The 22,187-nt window shown below is 66.0% G+C and carries 15 protein-coding genes and 1 tRNA gene; 11 read left to right on the top strand and 5 right to left on the bottom strand.

The features are described from left to right. Positions 1 to 63: 63 nt before the first annotated feature. Complete coding sequence (locus EB836_RS01135) at positions 64 to 2,340, bottom strand: DEAD/DEAH box helicase (protein ID WP_135537274.1); 2,277 nt, start codon at positions 2,338 to 2,340, stop codon at positions 64 to 66. A 34-nt stretch (positions 2,341 to 2,374) separates the two neighbouring features. Here EB836_RS01135 and EB836_RS01130 point away from each other — a divergent pair, with 34 nt between their 5' ends. The 3 genes from EB836_RS01130 to EB836_RS01120 all read left to right on the top strand — a co-directional run bounded on the left by EB836_RS01130 (position 2,375) and on the right by EB836_RS01120 (position 8,069). Next, entirely contained in the window at positions 2,375 to 3,976 is a 1,602-nt protein-coding gene (locus EB836_RS01130; RefSeq protein ID WP_240689526.1) for a class I SAM-dependent methyltransferase, read from the top strand. Positions 3,977 to 4,127: 151 nt separating this feature from the next. Next, positions 4,128 to 6,950: a type I DNA topoisomerase gene (topA, locus tag EB836_RS01125; RefSeq protein ID WP_135537273.1), complete on the top strand. Its 2,823-nt coding sequence runs from the start codon at positions 4,128 to 4,130 to the stop codon at positions 6,948 to 6,950. Between the two features lie 12 nt (positions 6,951 to 6,962). Next, entirely contained in the window at positions 6,963 to 8,069 is a 1,107-nt protein-coding gene (locus tag EB836_RS01120) for a GNAT family N-acetyltransferase (RefSeq protein ID WP_135537272.1), read from the top strand. Here EB836_RS01120 and EB836_RS01115 read toward each other — a convergent pair. Beyond that, positions 8,053 to 8,556: a GNAT family N-acetyltransferase gene (locus EB836_RS01115; RefSeq protein WP_135537271.1), complete on the bottom strand. Its 504-nt coding sequence runs from the start codon at positions 8,554 to 8,556 to the stop codon at positions 8,053 to 8,055. The two genes, EB836_RS01120 and EB836_RS01115, sit on opposite strands and share 17 nt — an antisense overlap. A 25-nt stretch (positions 8,557 to 8,581) precedes the next feature. Next, on the bottom strand, positions 8,582 to 9,337 hold the full coding sequence (locus EB836_RS01110) for a lipoate--protein ligase family protein (RefSeq protein WP_240689525.1): 756 nt from the start codon (positions 9,335 to 9,337) through the stop codon (positions 8,582 to 8,584). A gap of 109 nt (positions 9,338 to 9,446) precedes the next feature. On the opposite strand from EB836_RS01110, the gene tmk reads away from it, so the two are divergent. Together tmk and EB836_RS01100 are read left to right on the top strand one after the other, a co-directional pair. Then, complete coding sequence (tmk, locus tag EB836_RS01105) at positions 9,447 to 12,122, top strand: dTMP kinase (protein ID WP_135537496.1); 2,676 nt, start codon at positions 9,447 to 9,449, stop codon at positions 12,120 to 12,122. A 1-nt stretch (position 12,123) separates the two neighbouring features. Continuing rightward, positions 12,124 to 13,281, top strand: a complete 1,158-nt coding sequence (locus EB836_RS01100) for a DNA polymerase III subunit delta' (RefSeq protein ID WP_135537270.1) — start codon at positions 12,124 to 12,126, stop codon at positions 13,279 to 13,281. Positions 13,282 to 13,354: 73 nt separating this feature from the next. Here EB836_RS01100 and EB836_RS01095 read toward each other — a convergent pair whose 3' ends face one another. Further along, positions 13,355 to 14,473, bottom strand: a complete 1,119-nt coding sequence (locus tag EB836_RS01095; protein WP_205683264.1) for a M20/M25/M40 family metallo-hydrolase — start codon at positions 14,471 to 14,473, stop codon at positions 13,355 to 13,357. Between the two features lie 183 nt (positions 14,474 to 14,656). Between EB836_RS01095 and EB836_RS01090 the strand changes: the two genes are divergently transcribed. The 5 genes from EB836_RS01090 (at position 14,657) to EB836_RS01070 (ending at position 19,763) form a co-directional block, all read left to right on the top strand. After that, positions 14,657 to 14,729, top strand: a tRNA-Thr gene (locus EB836_RS01090). Positions 14,730 to 14,852: 123 nt separating this feature from the next. Continuing rightward, the gene (locus tag EB836_RS01085) at positions 14,853 to 15,170 is read left to right on the top strand and encodes a hypothetical protein (RefSeq protein ID WP_135537269.1); all 318 of its coding nucleotides are present in this window, start codon (positions 14,853 to 14,855) and stop codon (positions 15,168 to 15,170) included. 172 nt (positions 15,171 to 15,342) lie between these two features. After that, entirely contained in the window at positions 15,343 to 16,551 is a 1,209-nt protein-coding gene (locus tag EB836_RS01080) for an acetyl-CoA C-acetyltransferase (protein WP_135537268.1), read from the top strand. Position 16,552: 1 nt separating this feature from the next. Then, positions 16,553 to 18,715: a 3-hydroxyacyl-CoA dehydrogenase NAD-binding domain-containing protein gene (locus tag EB836_RS01075; protein WP_135537267.1), complete on the top strand. Its 2,163-nt coding sequence runs from the start codon at positions 16,553 to 16,555 to the stop codon at positions 18,713 to 18,715. Between the two features lie 127 nt (positions 18,716 to 18,842). Then, positions 18,843 to 19,763, top strand: coding sequence for an NADP-dependent oxidoreductase (locus EB836_RS01070; protein WP_135537266.1), 921 nt, complete (start codon positions 18,843 to 18,845; stop codon positions 19,761 to 19,763). 33 nt (positions 19,764 to 19,796) lie between these two features. Here EB836_RS01070 and EB836_RS01065 read toward each other — a convergent pair whose 3' ends face one another. Beyond that, positions 19,797 to 20,429, bottom strand: coding sequence for a TetR/AcrR family transcriptional regulator (locus tag EB836_RS01065; RefSeq protein ID WP_135537265.1), 633 nt, complete (start codon positions 20,427 to 20,429; stop codon positions 19,797 to 19,799). Positions 20,430 to 20,566: 137 nt separating this feature from the next. Here EB836_RS01065 and EB836_RS01060 point away from each other — a divergent pair, with 137 nt between their 5' ends. Further along, positions 20,567 to 22,180 carry a carboxyl transferase domain-containing protein gene (locus tag EB836_RS01060; RefSeq protein WP_135537264.1) on the top strand — a complete coding sequence of 538 codons (1,614 nt, stop codon included), beginning with the start codon at positions 20,567 to 20,569 and terminating at the stop codon, positions 22,178 to 22,180. Positions 22,181 to 22,187: the final 7 nt, after the last annotated feature.

Raw genomic sequence — 22,187 nt, 5'->3', positions numbered from 1 at the left:
CCGGTCGACGGTGGCTGAGGACGACCGAAGCAGCGCCGCCGCCCTGCGGCTCACCGCGGATCCTCAGCGCAGGACGATGCGCAGCAGACGCAGAGCGGCGTCCTTCTCCAAGGGTTCGTTGCCGTTTCCGCACTTCGGCGACTGCACGCATGAGGGACATCCGTCGATGCACTCACACGCGGCGATGGCATCCCTGGTCGCAGCCAGCCAGTCCTCGAAGACCTCGGACCCGCGTTCGGCGAAACCCGCACCGCCGGCCAGCCCGTCGTAGACGAACACCGTGGCCATGCCGGTATCCGCGTGCAGAGCCGTAGAGACCCCGCCGATATCCCACCGGTCGCAGCCGGCGAAGAGCGGCAGCAGCCCGATGGAGGCATGCTCGGCGGCATGAACGGCACCGGGCAGATCCCCGGCTGCGACTTCGGCCTCGTCCAGCGCTGTCTGCGGAACCGTCCACCACACGGCCTTCGTGCGCAGGGTGCGCTCGGGCAGGTCGAGTTCGTGTTCGGCGATGATCGCCCCGCCCCGCTTCGCCCGCATCCGGTAGGCCACGACCTGGTCCTTGACGTCGACGGTGCCGCTGCACACCGCGATCCCCGACGGCAGAACCCGCTGCGCATCGGTGTCGACGATCTCGATCTCCGTCTGCGAACGCGGCTGCGTCGTGTAGTCGACCTCGGCTCGTTCGACCGCGACGATGTGGTCCTCGAGGTCGAGATCGAGCACGATGAAATCGATCCCCTGATGCGTGTACACCGCACCCGGGTGGGCTCCCGTGTGCGCCCCGGACTCATCAACCGTGCCCAACAGGGTGCCCGTGCTCGCCTCCACGAGACGGAACTGACCACCGCCGGATCCACGGATATCGGACAGGTCGGTCGCCGGCTGGTCCTTGGCCCAGAACCATCCGGTCGGACGGGCCCGCAGCAGCTTCTGCTCGACGAGGTCGTCGATGACTTCGGCCGAGTTGTCCGGGAAGTGCACGAGATCGCCCTCCTTCAGCGGCACCTCGGCGGCGGCTGCACACAGATGTCCGGAGAGCACATGTGGGTTGCCCGGATGGATGACCCCGGCGTCGACGGGGGAGTCGAAGATGACTTCGGGGTGGTGGACGACATAGGTGTCGAGCGGATCGTCACGAGCGATGAACACGGCCATCCACCGCTGTCCGGCCCGGCCGGCACGACCGGCCTGCTGCCACAGGGAGGCCAGAGTGCCGGGCCAGCCGGAGATGATGACGAGGTCGAGCCCGGAGATGTCGATGCCGAGCTCCAGGGCATTCGTCGACGCCACTGCCAGCAGCTTCCCCGAACGCAGAGCGGTCTCGAGCATCCGCCGTTCCTCAGCCAGATACCCTCCGCGGTAGGCGGCGATCTTTCCGGTCAGCGACTCATCGACCTCACCGACCTGATCGCGCACGGTCTGGGCGAGTGCCTCGGTGCCGCGGCGGGAGGCGATGAAGGTGAGTGATCGGAAGCCTGCGCACATCGCATCGGTGATGACGTCGGCGGCTTCGACGAGTCCGCTGCGTCTGTCCCCGCCCGGTGAGACGGGCGGCTCCCACAGTGCGAAGGAGCCTGAGGCCCGTGGGGAGGAATCCTCGGTCACGGCGTGCGCGGGCCGCCCGGTGAGCTTGGCGAACGCCGCATCCGGCTGGGCCATCGTCGCCGAAGCCCCGATGACGACGGGCGATGCTCCGTAGTGGGCGGCGATGCGCAGCAGCCGGCGGAGGATGAGGCCGACATGGGACCCGAACACGCCGCGGTACCGGTGGGCTTCGTCGATGACGATGAACCGCAGATTCTTGAACATCCGCGCGAATCGTTCGTGCTGGGGCAGGATGCCGCGGTGGAGCATATCCGGGTTGGTGAAGATGATGTTCGCATGCCGTCGCGCCCAGTCCTTCGACGCCTGGGAGGTGTCCCCGTCGTAGGCGGCGGGCCGCATGCCCCGGATGATGAACCGTTCGAGTTTGGTCAGCTGATCGGCCGCGAGCGCCTTTGTCGGGGCGATGTAGAGCGCCGAGGCGGTGCGCAGCTTGTCTCGGGTGGCTTGGATGGATTCGATCACCGGCAGCCAGAACCCCAAGGACTTCCCCGAGGCGGTCGGGGTGGCGATGACGATGTCGGATCCGCTGCGAGCCGTGTTCGCGGCTTCGAGCTGGTGATGCCAGAGGGCGTCGACGCCGATGGCATGGCAGGCGTGTTTGAGTTCCTCGTCGATCCAGTCGGGCCAGTCGGCATCGTGCTCGAAACGCTGCGGAATGTCGCGGACGTGGACGATGTGCTCATCCCGGGCACCGAAAGCGGTGACGATATCGAGGAGAGCGGAGGAGGCCATGGGTCAATTATGGCGCAGTCGTTAGGATTCTTCTGTGACTGATCTTCCGTTGACCCGCCTGAGCGAGACCCTCTACCGTGCCGGCTACACCGAGCCGCGGCTGCGGCAGCTCTGGGGTGCCGCGACTTCGGAGGCTCTCGTTCGCAACAACGCCGCTCCGGCCATTCACCGCTGCACTCAGGTTCTCGTCGATGACTCGGCCACCGAATTCGACCGTGGCCTGGCGAATCTGGCCCTGCTGTTCCACTTCCACCGCAGAGTCGATCTCTCAGCGGTCCGCGCCGTGTTGGGTGAGGATGTCGACACCGCCGCCGAGGCGGGGCTGATCGAGATCACCGATGATGAGGTCAGCGCACCGTTCGCCCTCACTCCCTATGACCTTCCGGTGGGAGTTCCACGCGGTTTCCGCACAGGGGATGAGAACCTCTATCTCGTCGCCGATCACGGCACCCTGACCACGCCGGAGGCTCTCGACGGGGAGTTCGTCCTCGGACTCGGCGGGGCCGGACGCACGCTCGTGTCCATCACCCCACGCGACCGGGTCGAACTGGCCGCAGACATCGGCACCGGCTGCGGCATCCAAGCCCTGCTGCTGGCTCGCCACAGCACACGGGTCATCGCCACCGACACCTCTCACCGCGCCCTGCACCTGGCAGCGCTTTCGGCTGAGCTCAACGGTGTCGACACCATCGAATTCCGGCACGGATCTCTGCTCGAACCGGTCGACGAACCCGTGGACCTGCTTGTGTCGAACCCGCCGTTCGTCATCACCCCACGCAGCACGGACACGACCTTCGAATACCGGGACGGCGGAATGACCGGAGACGCTCTCGTGCGTACGCTGTTCTCCCAGATCCCTGCGGCACTGAACCCGGGCGGACGCAGCGTCTGCCTCGGCAACTGGGAGACCTCCTCGGCGAATGCGGATGGACCGGAGACCTGGGTCAGCGAAGACGACACCTCGGTTCTCGTCATCGAACGCGAAGCCCTCGACCCCATCGCCTACGCGGAGACCTGGATCCGCGACGGCGGGATCCCGCGCGCCAGCGCCGCATGGAACACCGCGGTCGCCGCCTGGCTCGCCGACTTCGCCACGAGAGCTGTGGACGAGATCGTCTTCGGGTACGTGCTCATGACACGGGCCGATAACGATGTGCCAACGATCGGCTCCGGGACGTTCAAGACCCGGGTGAGGACCACCTCGGCGCCGGCGAACAATCCGCACGGACTCGCCGAATTCCTCACCACGATCGTCGCGATCCGGTCCTGGCTGGCGTCGGTCGGGCCCGAGGAGATCGCCGCGACTGCGTTCACACGGTCACCGGACCTTGTCGAACACCGCCATTTCGTGCCCGGCGAATCAGAACCGAGCTCGATCACCCTGGAGCAGGGCATCGGCTTCGGGCAGGAGTTCGACCTCGACACGGCGCTGGCGGGATTCGTCTCCGTCGCCGATGGATCACTGACTCTGCGACAGACGGCCAGCGCGCTTGCGCAGCTGCTCGACGTCGATGCGACGGCACTCGAAGATCAGCTCATCGCCCAGGTCAGAGCCCTGTCTGCAGCGGGTGTGCTGCTGCCGGACATCGACTCGACCGAGGGTTCGGCGACCCGGGACGGCGGGGGAAGGGGATAGGATCGTAAACCGTTGACGCCGTGTCCCGGTGAAGTCCGGGCAGGGTCAGGGCCGAACCAGCCGATGACGATCAGGGCCATTCAACAGTGTTACATTGGGCCGGATCGTCCGTTGCAGCGAGCAGCAGATGCCGTGAGAGGAATGTGAAAGCGTGACCACAACCGAGAAGAAGCCCCGTCGCCTCGTCATCGTCGAGTCTCCGACGAAGGCGCGAACGATTGTGGGATACCTCGGCGACGGTTATGACGTCGAGGCGTCGGTCGGGCACATCCGCGACCTGCCCACCCCCTCGGAACTGCCCGCCGATATGAAGAAGGGGCCCTACGGCAAGTTCGCCGTCGACGTCGACAACGGCTTCGACCCCTACTATCGGGTCGACCCGGGCAAGAAGAAGAAGGTCACCGAGCTCAAACGCCTGCTCAAGGATGCCGACGAACTCTATCTCGCAACGGATGAGGACCGCGAGGGAGAGGCCATCGCCTGGCATCTGCTCGAGGTGCTCAAACCGAAGATCCCCGTCAAACGCATGGTCTTTCACGAGATCACCCCTGAGGCGATCGAACGCGCTCTGGAGAACACCCGCGACATCGACACCTCGCTCGTCGACGCACAGGAGACCCGTCGGATCCTCGACCGTCTCTACGGCTACGAGGTCTCACCCGTGCTGTGGCGCAAGATCCGAGCCGGCCTGTCGGCCGGACGTGTCCAGTCCGTGGCCACCCGGCTCGTCGTCGAACGCGAACGCGAACGCATGGCCTTCGTGCCCGCCGACTACTGGGACCTCGACATCGACCTCGGGCTGCCCGACGGAACAAACCCGTTCGCCGCGAACCTCACCACCCTCGACGGGGCCCGTGTGGCCTCGGGACGTGACTTCAACGACAAGGGTCAGCTGAAGAACACCTCGGCGACGGTCGTCGACCAGGCCCGGGCGGAAGCTCTGGCCACCGAACTCAACGGCAGTGCGAAGAACGCTCTGACGGTGTCCGCGGTGGAATCGAAGCCGTACTCCCGCCGTCCTGCCGCCCCGTTCACGACCTCGACGCTGCAGCAGGAAGCCGGCCGCAAGCTGCGCATGAGCGCCCGCCAGGCCATGCGCACCGCTCAGTCGCTGTACGAGCACGGCTACATCACCTACATGCGTACCGACTCCTCGTCGCTCTCGGGCCAGGCCATCGCCGCAGCCCGGAAGCAGGTGACCGAGCTCTACGGTCCCGAGTTCGTGCCGCAGTCACCGCGTCAGTACGCCAGCAAGCAGAAGTCGGCGCAGGAGGCCCACGAGGCGATCCGTCCCGCCGGTGACTCCTTCCGCACCCCGGCGCAGGTGTCCAAACAGCTCAACGGCGATGAGTTCCGTCTCTACGACCTCATCTGGAAGCGCACCGTGGCCAGCCAGATGGCCGATGCGAAGGGCAAGACCGCGACGATCAAGGTCAGTGCCGCGCTCACCGACGGCCACGAGGCCGGCTTCAGCGCCAGCGGCACCGTCATCACCTTCCGCGGCTTCCTCGCCGCCTACGAAGAGGGGCAGGACGCCTCCCGCTACGACACGAAGTCCGGCGAATCCCGCCTGCCGCAGGTCGAAGAGGGCCAGGCGCTGTCGGTGGTCAAGGCCGAAGCCGACGGTCACACGACCGCCCCGCCGCCGCGCTTCACGGAGGCGAGCCTGGTCAAGCAGCTCGAAGAGCTCGGCATCGGCCGACCCTCGACCTACGCGGCGACGATCTCGGTGATCCAGGATCGCGGGTACGTCACCTCGCGCGGCAATGCTCTCGTGCCCAGCTGGTTGGCGTTCTCTGTCGTGCGGCTGCTCGAGGAGCACTTCACCGGGCTCGTCGACTATGCGTTCACCGCCGATCTCGAATCCGAACTCGACCGGATCGCGATGGGCGAAGAGGACCGCAATGACTGGTTGGCCGGGTTCTACTTCGGTGACCAGACTCAGGACCGCGAGGGCCTCAAGACGATCGTCGACGACCTCGGTGACATCGACGCCCGTGAGGTCAACACCGTGGCGATCAGCGACGGTGTGAACCTGCGTGTCGGCCGGTACGGTCCCTACCTCGAGGTGCCGTCCGGAGTCGAGGGCGAAGATCCGAAGCGGGTCTCCGTCCCCGATGATCTCGCTCCCGATGAGCTCACAGCCGCCAAGGCGGCCGAGCTCATCGAGACTCAGGGCGGCGACGACCGCGAACTCGGAGTCGACCCGGAGACCGGGTACACCATCGTGGCGAAAAATGGTCGCTTCGGCCCCTATGTCTCCGAGGTGCTTCCCGAGCCCGAGGAGAAGTCCAAGCGCGGAGCGAAGAAACCCAAGCCGCGCACCGGTTCGCTGTTCAAGTCGATGAACCTCGACACCATCGATCTGGACACCGCGCTCAAGCTGCTCAGCTTGCCGCGTGTGGTCGGTCAGGACGAAGAGGGCACGGACATCACCGCGCAGAACGGCCGCTATGGACCGTACCTGAAGAAGGGCACGGACTCTCGGTCGCTGACGGACGAAGAGCAGATCTTCAACATCACCCTCGAAGAGGCGCTGAAGATCTACTCCGAGCCCAAGCAGCGCGGTGGCCGTCGTGCCGCGGCTCCGCTGAAAGAACTCGGCGAGGATCCGATCTCGAAGAAGCCGGTCGTCGTCAAGGACGGTCGCTTCGGGCCCTATGTCACCGACGGTGAGTTCAACGCGACTCTGCGCAAAGACGACTCCGTCGAGTCGATGACCCTCGACAGAGCAGCGACTCTGCTGGCCGAGAAGAGGGCGAAGGGACCGGCGAAGAAGAAGGCGCCGGCGAAGAAGTCGACGGCGAAGAAGGCACCTGCCAAGAAGTCGACTGCGGCCAAGACCACGGCGGCGAAGAAGACGACGGCCGCCAAGTCGACCACGGCGAAGAAGACCACGGCCGCCAAATCGACCACGGCGAAGAAGACCACGGCCGCGAAGACGACGAGCACGACGAAGCCGAAGACTCCCTGAGGCTGAGCCTCCATGCCAGATTCCCTCTCGGTCTCCATCAGCCGCAACGACCCGGCCGATGACGACGCGTTCGCGCGATGGCATGCGGTGTACTCGGCGGCACGCCGTCATGATCGCGGTCCTGAGGCTCCGGTGTGGTCCCAGGCAGAGCTGGGGGCCCAGCTGCGAGTGGAGCGGAGCTCGTCGAGGACCGAACTCTATCTTGCACACCGACCGGCCGAGGAACGTCGCCCGATCGGTGCGATCGCGCTGACGGTTCCGCTCCGCGACAACCGCCACCGCGTCGATGTCGAGCTCTACGTCGATCCCGAATCCCGGCGCCGAGGTGTCGGCTCCGCCATGCTCGAATTCGTTCGGACCCGAGCACGGGAACTGGGCCGCAGGGTGATCGCCTCGGAGGTCTTCCGTCCCTACGAGGGTGCGGGCCGCACCTTCGTGGATGCGGACCGCGCCGCCGAGCCTGCCGATCTCGGCACCGGGGACTCACGGACGGCAGCGCTGGTTCCGGGAATCGCCTTCGCCGAGCACCACGCGTTCGCCTTCGCCATCGGAGAGCTGCGCAGCGAATGTCCTCTGCCTCTGGAGCCCACGCTCATTCGCGCGATCGCCGAGGAAGCACAACCCTTCCACGAGGACTTCGAGCTTCGCTCCTGGAGCGGAGATGTGCCGGAGGAGTTCGTGGCTCAATGGGCCCAGATGGAAGGGCTCATCGAAACCGAAGCGCCGACGGGGGAGCGCGAGATCGAACCCTCGGCGACCTCGGCCGCCGATATCCGCGAGCAGGAGGCCATCCTCGCGGCCCAAGGGCGTACGAGCTTCGCCGCGATCGCTCTCGACCCCTCTGGTGACATCGCCGCCTACACCCAGCTGGTCCACTCTTCGGCCGAGTCCATGGTCTACCAGTGGGGCACTCTCGTCCGGGCCGAGCACCGGGGCCATCGGCTCGGTGCTGCGGTGAAGGCCGCCGCCGCAGGCGAGTTCGCCCGATCGGAGTTGGCGGCGCGGGCGATCATCACTTACAACGCCGAAGAGAACGAGCACATGCTGGCGATCAACCGGCGGCTGGGCTTCCGCCCTATCGAGCGGCTCGAAGAGATCGAACTCAACCTCGACGCATGAGGTCGGCCTCGGCGAACGCTGTGAGCGCCGCTCCATCGAGCCGGTAGGTCTCCCATTCGTCCTGAGCCTTCGCACCCAAAGACTCATAGAACCCGATCGATGGTGTGTTCCACTTGAGCACGCACCACTCGAGCCTGGCCAGCCCCCGCTCCTGACAGATCTGAGCCAGACGCCCCAGCAGCGCCTTCCCGGCACCGATTCCTCGGTGCTCAGGCGAGACATAGAGATCTTCGAGCCAGATCCCGTTCCTGCCCGTCCAGGTGGAGAACGAGTGGAACCAGATGGCGATGCCGATGACCTCCCCGTCGACCTCGGCCACGAGACCGTAGGTGTTCGGGTGACCGTCGGTGGGGAACATCACCGCGGCGAAGTCCGCCTCGGTGGCCTCGACGGCATCCGGTTCCTTCTCGTACACGGCCAGGTCATGGACGAGACGGAGGATGTCGGACAGATCATCCTCTCCGGCCTCACGGATCGTCAGGGACATTCTTCCTCCCGGTGGTGGATATGGTTCACAGCAGGTGCTTGCCGACATAGTCCGGCAGCGCTGTCAGTTCTTCAGGCGTCGGTGATTCGGGCGTATGCGCATCGGCGTGAGCATAGTACGAAGCGAACTCCTCGGCGACGGCATCGACCGTGACCTCGGGATGGATCTCACTGATCGACCCACCCGTCGTTGGGTCCCAGTCGATGCCGAGGGCGGCTTCGACATCGGTGAGGACGGCACGGATCGGGTCCGGGTCCTCGACGACGACGGAGGAGGAGAACAGCCATGCTCCCGAGACCACTCGCTGGGCGGTCCCGATGGCCTTGATCCGTCCGGCGACATTCACGCTGTGCTCACCGGGGCAGTATTCGCCGGGGATCTCGCCGAGGCGGGCGTCGACTCCGATGCCGCGCAGAACTTCGACGTAATCGAGACCGAAACCGGTGAACCGGGCGTTCGTGTTCGTGATGAAGGAATCACTCGGTTCGATGTGATCGATGACCAGCGATCCCGGATGATAGGCCGCCGCCCGGCCGCCGAGGCTGCGCAGCACGGGCGTGAAACCGTGGTCACGGGCCGCCTCGATCGCGGTGGTGAAGCCGGGCAGGAAACGGTCGCGGGCACCGAAGGCCAAGGTCGGTTGAGGGCGGTACATCCGCAGCGTTGCCCCGCGACGACCGGCCTTGACCGAGTCGAGGAGGACACGGGCGAAAGCGAGCTCGGCAACGGGCCCCAACCCCTCAGTCGCCACCGTGGTCATGGCCGGAATGTCTGTGTGCACGTGAACAAGAGTAGAGGATGGGTCGACCCCGGCGCGGTTCGGGTTGTCGGAGATCGCATCGGGTTCCAAGAGATATGTCAGTCGAGACCGATAGTCTAGAGCTGTGAGCATGTTGACGACTACAGGACACCGACTGCCCGGAGCACCCGGCCGGCTGGTCACCGAGACCGCCGCCTGGGGAGCACTGATCGTACTTGTCGCGATCAGCTATGTGGTGGCAGGGACCAGCGGACTTCTCGCCACGGTGGGCGGACGCGCCTTCACCGCGATGGGCGAATCCATCAGCGCCGGAGGCTTCGACAATCGGATGGGCACCCTGTCGCTGCTCATCGTCTTCGCGCTCTCATGCGCGGGCCTCTTCATTCCCGCGAAGGTCTTCGCCACCCGGTCACCGGCGGTGCGCAAGACCGCGCTGAGCATCGCCGCCGTCGTCGAGGCCGCCGTGCTCATCGTCCTCAGCTTGGCACCCAGCGCCTGGCTGACCTGGGTCGCCGCCCTGTTCCTCGGGGCCGTGGTGGGTCTGCTCATGAGCATCAACCCGTTCACGAACGAGAAGCCGTGGCGTCGTGTCGGGATCCCCGCCGCGGTCCTCGTCTTCGTCTCCTGTGCCTTTCAGATCCTCGGTGGATCCACCGCCGGAACCCAAGCGCTCGGATGGACATCGCTGCTCGTCGGCATCGGCATGGCCGCCGGTTCCGTCATCATCTTCCTCACCCCCGAACGCGTCCTGCACGCGGAGACCGCGACCACCGGTTCGTTCCCGGAACTCAAAGCTCGCGTGGTCCGTCCCGCCGAGGCGATCGCCAACCCCTGGGTGTGCATCGGACTCTTCGCCGTACTCGGCGCCACCTTCATGCTCGCGCAGCCGACGGCGATCAGTCACGGGTACGGGCAGGCCGGTTTCGCACTCATCATCGCCTGCTGCCTCGTCGGCTGGGCGATCGGCTTCGAGATGGGACCGACCTTCGCCCCCGGAATGTCCCGGCCCCGTGTGTCCACCTTCGCCCTGCTCGTCTCCGGTGTGCTGCTGCTGGCGACCGGAGCCATCAACGAGCTCTCCGGCAAGGTCGTGCTCTCAGCAGCGATCGCATTCCTCGTCGGCATCGGCGTGCGCGCCCAACCCTACGATTTCTCTCGCCGCTACGGTGCCGTTGCCGGTGCCGGTCTGGCCCTGGTCATCAACGCCTTCGACCTCGGCGGCACGGTCGAGGTCGGGTCGAGCCCAGACTGGGTGCTCGCGCCCAGTGACGTGGCGTTCCTCGTCTTCGGCATCGCCGCCCTCGTCGCCGGAATCATCGGCCTGTTCATCTTCGACCCGCACAAACTGCAGGGTCTGTCCGTCGACATCGTCCACGGGTTCCGCCCACCGAATCAGGCGGAAGCCTCTGCCGGCGGGCTCGGGAATTCGACTCAGCGCCTCGGCGCCGGTTTCTTCATCGCTGTCGAAGGCGGCGACGGGGCCGGGAAGACCACGCAGATCAAACGGATCTCCCGTGCCCTGGCCGACGACGGTTATCACGTCGAGTCCACCCGGGAACCCGGCGGCACCGAGCTGGGCACGAAGATCCGCTCCGTCCTCTTCGACGCCGACCCGCCGAGCCCCCGCACCGAGGCGCTGCTCTTCGCCGCCGACCGCGCCCACCATGTCGCGTCGCTGGTCGACCCCAGCCTGGATGAGGGCGCCATCGTCATCACCGACCGCTACATCGATTCGACGATCGCCTATCAGGCCGCCGGCCGCAGCTTCGACGAGAAGACGATCCAGGCGCTGAGCCGTTGGGCGACCCAGGGACTCGTCCCGCACCTGACGATCGTGCTCGACATCGATCCCGAGAGCGCCGCCGAGCGGATGGGGCAGCGCGGGGAGAGCAACTACCTCGACGAGGAGAACCAGCAGTTCCACCAGCGTGTGCGCCAGACCTACCTGTCCCGGGCACGCAGGGAACCGGACCGCTATGTCGTCCTCGACGCCTCGGTCAGTGCCGATGAGCTCACCGCGCAGATGCTCGCCGCCGTCCGGGCGCGGCTTCCGCAGGCTCTGCTCTCTCGCGATGGCACCAGCACCGAGGCGGTCGCTGCCTCCCCGGAGACCAGCGACGACAACGACGCCACCGACACCGGACCCGATGACGCCCCCTCCGAGATCGCAGAAGACTCCTCTGCCGGTGACGCCGACCGACATGAGCGCGGACCGCGCTTCGTCCCGGTGGCCGACGACCGGTTCATCCCGAGCGCGATCAGCGACGCGGAAGTGGAGACGTCCGGAGCCGTTCCCACCGAACGGGTCGACCTCGGAGCTGACCTGCGCGACGGCCCGGCCGCCTCGGCGAGCGATCAGAACTTCGCCGCGACCCCGGTGAGGCAATCCGAACCTTCGACATCGGATGACCGAGCGGACGACGCCGACTCGGACGATGCAGGTGCAGACGACGATTCCGATTCCACTGACTTCAGCGAAGATCCAGCCAACGACGAAGACGCAGAGACCCGAGTCGTCAGCCAGGTGACTGCGGAGGACGCTGAAACCCGCGTCGTCAGCCAAGTGACCCCTGAGGACGCTGAAACCCGCGTCGTCGAACAAGCCGATCCCATCGCCGAAGGGGAACCCGACGAGGGAGCCCCTGCTGGCGATGCAGAGACGACGGTGCTGCCGGCACGCAGCGCTCGCGAGATGAGCCGTGAACGTCTGCAGGCCCAGGCCGAGATCGAAAGGCAGGCTCGAGAGCGGCTGCGCAGGCAACGCGAACGCAACAACCGTCGCTTCAACGACCCGGAGGGATCCTGAAGTGAGCGTCTTCGACGAACTCGTCGGCCAAGACGATGTCATCACCCAGCTCGGCTATGCCTTGGACGACCCGGCCGCGATGACCCATGCGTGGCTGTTCACGGGCCCACCCGGGTCGGGCCGGTCGAACGCCGCCCGGGCGTTCGCCGCCGCACTGATCTCCGGCGGCACCGAGTCGAATGACGTCACCGCCAGGGTGCTGTCGGGCCATCACGAGTCCCTGACGATCATGTCGACTCAGAAATCGGTCATCTCGATCGAAGAGGTGCGTGAGCTCGTGTCCAAGGCTCAGTCCGCTCCGGTGAATTCGAAATGGCGGGTCGTCATCATCGAAGACGCCGACCGGATGATGGAGCGGACGGCGAATGTTCTGCTCAAAGCCATCGAAGAGCCGCCTCCCGGAACCGTCTGGCTGCTGTGCGCGCCGAGCCCGATCGACGTACTCACGACCATCCGCTCGCGGTGCCGACCGGTGCGACTGCGGATTCCGTCTCGAGATGCCGTGGCGCAGCTGCTCATGCAGCGTGATCACGTCGACGAGGATCGCGCGAAGTGGGCGGCCGCCGTGGCGCAGAACCACATCGGCCGGGCGAAGTATCTGGCGCTGAGCGAATCGGCCGACGCCGAACGCCGACAGATCCTCGCGATCCCCGGCAAACTCACCTCGGTGGGGGCGACGATCCGCTTGGCCGGACGCATCGTCGATGCCGCGGCGGAAACGGCGAAGTCGAGGGTCGAGGAGCGCAACGCAGCCGAACGCGCCGAGCTCCTGACGACCCTGGGCATCGAGACGGAGAAGACGATTCCGCCTTCGGCCAGGGCACAGATCAGGAAGCTCGAAGAAGAGCAGAAGAGACGGTCGGTGCGGGCTCGCAACGATGAGCTCGATCGCATCTTCCTCGAACTGATGAGCCTCTACCGCGACATTCTCATGTATCAGTTGGGGATCCGCGACGGTTGGATCAACGACGGCGAGGTCGACCTCATCGCCGAGCAGGCGAACCGGGACGGACCGGATACCACCCTGCTGCGCATCGACGCCATCACCGAGGCCCGACAGCGTCTGCAGACGAATATGTCACCGGTGCTCATCGTCGAGGCGGCGTTCGTGCTGCTGTCGAACCCGTGGCTGCAGGAGGACCGCTCGGGAGCGATCTGACGCCTCGCGGTCACAGAAGCCCTACGCGACAACCGTCGGCGGCGTGGGCCGACACTGGGGCGCGGCTGTGCCCTCAGCGTTTGCTGAGGAGTTCTGAGACGAGCGCCGCGGTGAGTTCGATGCGGCGGGGAATCCAGATCTGCAGGGCATGTTCGGTGCGAGCGTGGGAGCCTCCGCCGACGGTGCCGAGACCGTCGAGGGTCGGGGTTCCGACTCCGGCGGTGAAATTGCCATCCGATCCGCCGCCGACGGCAACGGAGCGCAGCGGAGGATGCCCGAGCTTGCCCGCCAGTCGTTGGGCACGTGCGTAGAGGCCCATCGCCATCTCCTCTTCGAGCGGGGCCCGATTGATCCCGCCCTTGAGTTCGATCTTCGCCCCCGCCACGGTGGGGGTGAGCGCGCGCAGGGCCTCATCGATGCGGACCTGTTCACTCGCCGAGGCGGCCCTTGAGTCGATGCCGACGACGGCTTTGGCCGGGACGGTGTTCGTCGTCGATCCGCTCGACATCACCGTCGGGACGACCGAGGTGCCGAGGGACGGTTTGTGCAGTTGGGCGATGTCGATGACCTGGTTGGCCACTTCGATGGTGGCGTTGATGCCCTTCTCGGGTTCGACACCGGCGTGAGAGGCCAGACCGGTGACCTCGAGCTGGTAGATCGCCACCCCTTTGCGGGCGATCTTCACCGCACCGTCGGCAGCGCCGCTTTCGAAGACGAGCGCGGCTTCGGCTCCGCGGGCTTCGTCCTCGATGATCGACCGGGAGCCGGGAGAACCGAGCTCTTCGTCGGCGGTGATGAGGAGGCTGACCCCGTCGAGGGTGCCGAGTTCGGCGCGGACCCGGGCCAGCGCGTAGATGGCGATGAGCAGCCCGCCCTTCATATCATCGGCACCGGGTCCGCGGACGACTCCGTCCTTGACCGAGTACGGGAAGTCCGAAAGCGTGCCGGTGGGCCAGACGGTGTCGTGGTGGCCGACGAGGACAACCTTGCGGGGTCCGGAGCCGAAGCGCCAGAGCACATGCGGGTGGGCGTCGGTCTCGATGATCTGCGGGGCGGCACCGAGCATTCCGGTGCCGATGCGGGAGACGAGCTGTGCGCTGCGGGCCAGGGACGAGGGGTCGTTGGAGAACGACTCGCATTCGATGAGGGCTTGGAAGTCACTCATGAAATCGTCGGAGTCGAACTCTGCCACAGGTGTCTCCCATTCCTCTTCCGTCTGCTGTTCCTACCAGGTTAACCGGTTCCGAGGTGAGGTCAGACGCAGGCGGTGGGACCCGGCGCGATCAGGAGGTTCGCCCGGTGTGCTGGAGAGGACCGCGAGAGCGGACCTTCGTTTTGACGCTCGGCAGGAGAGTTGGCTAAAGTTAGTCCGGTTGCCGCCTTAGCTCAGTCGGTAGAGCGATTCACTCGTAATGAATAGGTCACCAGTTCGATTCTGGTAGGCGGCTCGGCAACGCCCCTCCCACTCCAGTGCAGACACGGAGTGGGAGGGGCTTTCTGCGCTCGGATCCGTGATCGCGCGGGTACAGGTGCCCTTGGCAGTCGCCGGGTGCGGATGTGACACTGAGGGCATGGTGGATGCAGATATTCCGGCGGGCGCCTCGACCTCTCGAAGGACGTTCAAGGACGAGCTGTTCGGTCCACCTCGCCACAACAGCGCTGCGAAGTTCTCTGTTGTCGCTTTCGGTCTGGTGTTGGTAGCCAGTCTCGTCGCCCCGTCGCTGTCGTGGGCCGAGGCCATGCCCGGAACATCGCTGACCACGGCAGGACTGATGGTGCTGTGCGGCTTCGCGGAGCTCATCGATGCCCATCATCGTCGACTGGTCGTCGCTCTTCGATTCGCGGGCCTGAGCGCAGCGCTGCTCGGCCTCCTTCTGCAGCTGCTCTGATTTCGCCCCGCCGCCATCGCCTTCTCTTCGACGGTGTCACCCCACTGCCGTCTCTCCGCCGTCTGCATGTGTTGCCCGTCACCGGAAACCGGGGCACAATGGGACGTGCGAATGTTACTGAACGATCGATCAGATCTTGTGGTCGGTCTTCCATCCAGACTGTGAGGAACACATGAGCGAAGCGTTCATCTATGACGCGGTGCGAACCCCGCGCGGCAAGAACCGCGGCGGTTCTCTGCACAGCGTCAAACCCATCGATCTCGTGACCGGGCTCATCGACGCACTGCGCGAGCGCAACCCCGAACTCGACGACAAAGCCATCGACGATCTGGTCCTCGGCGTCGTTTCGCCAGTGGGCGAACAGGGCGGGGACATCGCCCGCACCGCGGCACTTGTGGCAGGACTCGACGAGTCCGTCGCCGGCGTCCAGGTCAACCGCTTCTGCGCCTCCGGGCTCGAAGCCGTCAATCTCGCCGCACAGAAGGTCGGCAGCGGCTTCGAGAACCTCGTCGTCGCCGGCGGGGTCGAATCGATGTCGCGCGTGCCTCTCGGCTCCGACGGCGGAGCCTGGGCCCAGGATCCGGCGACGAACTACGACACCTACTTCGTCCCGCAGGGCATCGGCGCCGACCTCATCGCCACCACCGAGGGCTTCAGCCGCACCGACGTCGACACCTTCGCCGCCGAATCCCAGGCCCGTGCCGCGAATGCCTGGAAGAACGGGTACTTCGAGAAGTCAATCGTCCCTGTCAAGGACATCAACGGCATCACGCTGCTCGATACCGATGAGCACATGCGCCCGGGATCAACAGTGGAATCGCTGTCCTCCCTCAACCCGGCATTCACCAAGGTCGCCGCCCAGGCGGGATTCGACGAGGTGGCGCTGCAGAAGTACCACTGGGTGGAGGCCATCGACCATGTCCACACCGCAGCGAACTCTTCGGGGATCGTCGACGGCGCCAGCCTCGTCATCGTCGGCGACGGTGAGGTCGGCAAGTCGATGGGTATGAAGCCGCGTGCGCGCGTCGTCGCCACCGCGGTCACCGGTTCTGAACCGACCATCATGCTCACCGGACCGACTCCTGCCACGCAGAAGGCCCTCGACAAGGCCGGACTGACCGTCGATGACATCGACCTGTTCGAGCTCAACGAGGCCTTCGCCGCCGTCGTGCTCAAATGGATGCGGGATCTCGACATCCCCCACGAGAAGGTGAACGTCAACGGCGGAGCCATCGCTATGGGCCACCCGCTCGGAGCCACCGGAGCCATGATTCTGGGCACCATTCTCGACGAACTCGAACGGCGCGACCTCAAGCGCGGACTCGTCACCCTGTGCATCGGTGGCGGTATGGGTATCGCGACGATCATCGAAAGGGTCTGACATGACGAACACCGAATACTCCCACACCACCGACTCCGACGGTATCGTCACGGTCGTCGTTGACGATCCGAACGCCAAGGTCAACACCATGAACGACCACTTCGCGGCCGCCCTCGAGGGCACCGTGAAGTGGCTCGAGGCCAACGTCGATGACATCACGGGCGTGATCATCACCTCGGCGAAGAAGACCTTCTTCGCGGGAGGCGATCTCAACAAACTGCGCGCGGCAGACCCGGAGAACTCCGCAGCCGAGGCCGCGCGGACCAACCATATGAAGTCACTCCTGCGTCGACTCGAGACCTTGGGCAAGCCCGTCGTGGCCGCCGTCAACGGCGCAGCCCTGGGCGGCGGGCTCGAGCTCGCACTCGCCACTCACCACCGGATCGCGGCGGAGGATGTCTCCAGCCTGCGCGTCGGGTTCCCCGAAGTCTCACTCGGACTGCTTCCCGGAGGCGGCGGCGTCGCCAGGACCGTTCGACTCATCGGTCTTCAGAATGCACTGCAGAAGGCGATTCTGCCCTCGACGAAGTTCAAAGCGGCAGATGCCCTTGAGCTGGGACTCATCGATGAATTGGCACCGGTCGGTGACCTCGTCGACCGCGCCAAAGACTGGATCAAGGCCAACCCCGAAGCGGCTCAGCCCTGGGACGTCAAGGGCTTCAAGATGCCCGGCGGATCGCCGACCTCGCCCTCGCTGGGTTCCATGCTTCCCGCTCTGCCCGCTCTCCTGCGCCGTCAGACCAAGGGAGCACCGATGCCTGCCCCGCGTGCTGCCATCGCCGCAGCGGTCGAAGGCGCTTATGTCGACATCGACACGGCTCTGGACGTCGAGACCCGCTACTTCGTCCACCTCACCCACACCCCGGTGGCGAAGAACATGATCAAGGCGTTCTTCTTCGACCTCGGCCACATCAACTCCGGCGGCTCGCGGCCTGACGGGTTCGAACCTCGTCCGGTGAAGAAGCTCGGTGTGATCGGTGCCGGAATGATGGGTGCTGCGATCGCCTACAGCGCCGCGAAGTCGGGCATCGAAGTCGTACTCAAGGACGTCGAGCTCGCCAATGCGGAGAAGGGCAAGGCCTACGCCGCCAAGCGTGAGGAATCCGCCCTGGCCAAGGGCAAGACCACCGAGGCGAAGTCCCAGGCCGTCCTCGACCGGATCACCCCGAGTGCCTCCGCCGAGGACTTCGCCGGCGTCGACTTCGTCATCGAAGCTGTCTTCGAGTCCGTCGACCTCAAGCAGAAGGTCTTCCAGGAGATCCAGGACATCGTCGAACCCGACGCGGTCCTCGGTTCGAACACCTCGACCCTGCCGATCACCGAACTGGCCAAGGGTGTGAACCGGGACAAGGACTTCATCGGAGTCCACTTCTTCTCACCTGCCGACAAGATGCCGCTGGTCGAGATCATCTGCGGAGAGAACACCTCCGACGAGGTCCTCGCCCGCACCTTCGACCTCGTGCAGCAGATCCGGAAGACACCGATCGTCGTCAATGACTCCCGCGGATTCTTCACTTCCCGCGTCATCGGCACGTTCATCGCCGAGGCGGTCGCCGCGGTCGGCGAAGGCGTGGAGCCGGCGACAGTCGAACAGGCAGCGCTGCAGGCCGGATATCCCACCGGTGCCCTGCAGCTGCTCGACGAGCTGACGCTGACGTTGTCGCAGAAGATCAATCAGGAGACCCGAGACGCGGTCGAGGCCGCAGGCGGCACCTGGGTCGCTCACCCCTCCGAGGCGGTCTTCAACTGGATGGTCGAGCAGGGACGCACCGGACGCAAGGACGGTGCCGGCTTCTACGACTACGACGAGGCTGGCAAACGCACCGCGCTGTGGCAGGGGACGCGTGAGAAGTATGACTCCGGGTCGAACGATCAGCCCTTCGCCGACCTGCAGGAGCGCATGCTCTTCGCCGAGGCGATCGAAACGATCAAATGCCTCGACGAGGGAGTGCTGACCTCGGTGCCGGATGCGAACATCGGTTCCATCTTCGGCATCGGATTCCCCGCCTGGACCGGCGGCGTCCTCCAGTACGTCAACCAGTACGAGGGTGGCCTGGAAGGGTTCGTGGCGCGAGCGAAGGAACTGGCCGCGCAGTACGGCGAGCACTTCACCCCGCCGGCCTCGCTGGTCGAGCGCGCGAAGACCGGGGAGACCTACGAGTAAGTCGCGTATCGACTGAGGACATCCCGCCGAGGCGGGGCGGTCCACAGGAATAGCCCGATGGCCTTCCGGTGTTGTCCAGTCACACTGAACATCCAGTGTCACTGACATCAACCGGAAGGCCATTGCTATGCGAGCCGCCGTCTACGACGCCTACACCGAGAACTTCGACGACATCACGGTCCGCGAGATGCCCGAGCCCAAACTCCCACCCGCCTCGGTGCTCATCGAGGTCAGGGCCGCGGGCGTCAACCCGGTCGACTGGAAGCTGGTCGGCGGCCACCTCGACCCGGTCATGCCCACGCAGTTCCCCGTCACTCCGGGCTGGGACGTAGCCGGTGTCGTCGTCGGACTCGGCTTCGACACCCCGGAATTCTCCATCGGAGACGAGGTCGTCGCCTATGCGCGCAAGGACGTGCTGGGCACGGGGACCTTCGCCGAGAAGGTGGCGGTCCCGGTGCGGGCTGTCGCAGCCAAGCCGAAGAGTCTGAGCTGGGAGCAGGCGGGCGGACTGCCGCTGGCCGGCGGCACGGCTCTGCGCACCCTCGAATCCCTCGGCACAATCGAGGGCCGCACCGTGCTCATCCATGGGGCCTCCGGGGGAGTGGGCAGCTTCGCGGTGCAGATCGCACGAGCAGCAGGCGCCCGCGTCATCGGCACAGCATCGGAAGCCAACCACGATTATCTTCGCGGCCTCGGTGCCGAGCCCGTGACCTACGGGGACGGAATGGTCGAACGCGTGCTCGACACCGCCGGAGGGAAGGTCGACGGGGTCGCTGACTTCGTCGGGGAAGCCCTCAACGAGACCCTGGCTGTGCTCGCTGACGGCGGCAGCCACGCTTCGGTGGCCGATCCCAGCGTCGCCGAACACGGCGGACGGTACATCTGGGTGCGCCCCGACGGAGCCGAGACCGCACGACTGGGCCTCCTCGCCGATGAAGGGAAGCTCTCTGTCGAAGTCGCCAAGACCTACGGCCTCGACGAGGTGGCGCAGGCGTTTAAGGACAGTGCGACCGGGCATGTCCGCGGAAAGCTCGTCATCGTGCCCTGAGCCGTTCTTCGAGCCGCTTCCTCAGCTGTCGGCTCAGCCGACGGTCAATGCCGCGGCCGCGGCGGCACGCAGTTCGACCCCGACCACCTCGGCGCTGGAGCGTCGAGCCTGGTGCGGGGTCGAATTCATCATCCCGAACACCGCATGAACGCGTACCGTCGCCGCCTCGAGTGACCATCCGGGGTGGGCGGCAGTGACGACCTCGGCCCACCGGCTGACATAGGCGCGCTGCAGGCGCCGGACGGTCCGCCGCGAACTCTCCGGCAGGGCCGCAAGGTCGCGGTCCTGAATGAGAATGAGCTCGGGCTCGCTCATCGCGAAGTCGACGTGGAAGTCGATGAGGCGGCGCAGAGTCGCCTCCGCAGGCGTCGCAGCGGGGGAGGCCCCCTCGGTGCCGGTGCCCGACTCGGCGACGATCGCCTCCGCGCCGGACTGCAGGTACTCGGAGATGCCGACGAGCAGTTCCTCGAGCACTGCTTCCTTCGACGAGAAGTGACGGTAGACGGCCGGTGCCGAGATCCCGGCCCCTTTGCCCAGGTCATCAAGGCGCACCCCGTGGAATCCGTGCCTGGCGTAGAGCGTCTTCGCCACTGCGAGCAGCTGCTCGCGCCGCGCCGCCTTCGCCGCCGCTCGTGCCGTCGGCTTGGCCGTGTCGTCGTCGGGCATGCCCGTTCTCCTTCCTCGTCGCTGCTGCGCTGCCGAGCACCGTGATCCGGGCGTTGTCCCGACCGTGCATTGTCACTTTCGCTCGTGAGCAGTATCATAGCAGTCAGTTAATAATCGTTAACTGAAACGAGGATGGAATGAGAGCAGTGGGAACTGCGATCAGTCCGGCAATGGGGCAGGCCAATTCCGACGCCCACGCCGAGCTCATCGCTGAACTCCGGGAGCGCATCGCGGCCACCGCCCGCGGCGGCTCCGAGAAGTCCAGGCAACGCCACATCGACCGCGGCAAACTGCTGCCCCGGGATCGCGTCGAAGCACTGCTCGACCCCGGCACCCCGTTTCTCGAGCTCTCCTCGCTGGCCGCGAACGGCATGTACGACGACGCCAGCCCGGGAGCCGGAATCATCACCGGAATCGGCCGGGTCGCCGGACGCGAATGCGTCATCGTCGCCAATGACGCCACCGTCAAGGGCGGCACCTATTATCCGGTCACGGTGAAGAAGCACCTGCGCGCCCAGGAGATCGCGAAGGAGAACAGCCTCCCGTGCATCTACCTCGTGGACTCCGGAGGGGCCAACCTGCCCAACCAGGATGACGTGTTCCCCGACCGTGAACACTTCGGGCGCATCTTCTTCAACCAGGCCACGCTCTCTGCCGCGGGCATTCCGCAGCTGGCCGCCGTCATGGGCTCCTGCACCGCCGGCGGTGCCTACGTCCCGGCCATGGCCGACGAATCGATCATCGTCTCCGAGCAGGGCACGATCTTCCTCGGCGGCCCGCCCCTGGTCAAGGCCGCCACCGGTGAGGAAGTCACCGCCGAAGAGCTCGGCGGCGGTGCGCTGCACTCCCGGGTCTCCGGCGTCACCGACCACCTGGCGGCCAACGACTCTCACGCCCTGGAGATCATGCGCGACATCGTCTCCACGCTCGGGCCGAAGGGCGCGCCGAACTGGGACGTCGTCGAACCGCGACTGCCCGCGCACGCGCCGGAGGAACTGACATCCGTCGTCCCTGTGGACTCGCGCACCCCCTATGACGTCCACGAAGTCATCGCCCGCCTCGTCGACGGGTCCGAGTTCCACGAGTTCAAGGCCGAATACGGCACGAGCCTCGTCACCGGATTCGCCCACCTCGACGGACACCCGGTGGGCATCGTGGCCAACAACGGCATCCTCTTCGGCGAATCCGCGCAGAAGGGTGCCCACTTCATCGAACTCTGCGACCAGCGCAGCGTGCCGCTGGTGTTCCTGCAGAACATCTCCGGCTTCATGGTCGGCCGCGACTACGAAGCCGGCGGCATCGCCAAACACGGAGCGAAGATGGTCAACGCCGTCGCCACCGCCCGGGTGCCGAAATTCACCGTCGTCATCGGCGGCTCCTTCGGTGCCGGCAACTACTCGATGTGCGGCCGCGCCTACTCCCCGCGCTTCCTGTGGATGTGGCCCAATGCCCGCATCTCCGTGATGGGCGGCGAACAGGCCGCCAGCGTGCTCTCCACGGTCAAGCGCGACCAGCTCGAAGGCCGCGGAGAGACGTGGAGCGCCGAGGACGAAGACTCATTCAAACAGCCCATCCGCGACCAGTACGAAGCCCAAGGCAACCCGTACTACTCGACGGCACGCCTGTGGGACGACGGCATCATCGAACCCGGCGACACCCGCCAGGTGCTGGCACTGGCCCTCGAACTCGCCCGCTTCGGACCGATGGAACGCCCGCTCAATGCCAGCGGCTACGGCGTCTTCAGAATGTGAGCCCCTC

This window comes from Brevibacterium sp. S111, assembly GCF_004745075.1.
Classification (GTDB): domain Bacteria; phylum Actinomycetota; class Actinomycetes; order Actinomycetales; family Brevibacteriaceae; genus Brevibacterium.
Note: the sequence above shows the minus strand (reverse complement) of the source record. Positions and strands in the feature narration are given on the sequence as shown.

Excerpts from the sequence above, each read along its gene's own strand:
- EB836_RS01115 (WP_135537271.1), bottom strand. The coding sequence starts at position 8,556 with ATGTCCCTGACGATCCGTGAGGCCGGAGAGGATGATCTGTCCGACATC.
- EB836_RS01135 (WP_135537274.1), bottom strand. The coding sequence starts at position 2,340 with ATGGCCTCCTCCGCTCTCCTCGATATCGTCACCGCTTTCGGTGCCCGG.
- EB836_RS01065 (WP_135537265.1), bottom strand. The coding sequence starts at position 20,429 with ATGCCCGACGACGACACGGCCAAGCCGACGGCACGAGCGGCGGCGAAG.
- EB836_RS01120 (WP_135537272.1), top strand. The coding sequence starts at position 6,963 with ATGCCAGATTCCCTCTCGGTCTCCATCAGCCGCAACGACCCGGCCGAT.
- EB836_RS01080 (WP_135537268.1), top strand. The coding sequence starts at position 15,343 with ATGAGCGAAGCGTTCATCTATGACGCGGTGCGAACCCCGCGCGGCAAG.
- EB836_RS01075 (WP_135537267.1), top strand. The coding sequence starts at position 16,553 with ATGACGAACACCGAATACTCCCACACCACCGACTCCGACGGTATCGTC.
- EB836_RS01085 (WP_135537269.1), top strand. The coding sequence starts at position 14,853 with ATGGTGGATGCAGATATTCCGGCGGGCGCCTCGACCTCTCGAAGGACG.
- EB836_RS01060 (WP_135537264.1), top strand. The coding sequence starts at position 20,567 with ATGAGAGCAGTGGGAACTGCGATCAGTCCGGCAATGGGGCAGGCCAAT.
- tmk (WP_135537496.1), top strand. The coding sequence starts at position 9,447 with ATGTTGACGACTACAGGACACCGACTGCCCGGAGCACCCGGCCGGCTG.
- EB836_RS01070 (WP_135537266.1), top strand. The coding sequence starts at position 18,843 with ATGCGAGCCGCCGTCTACGACGCCTACACCGAGAACTTCGACGACATC.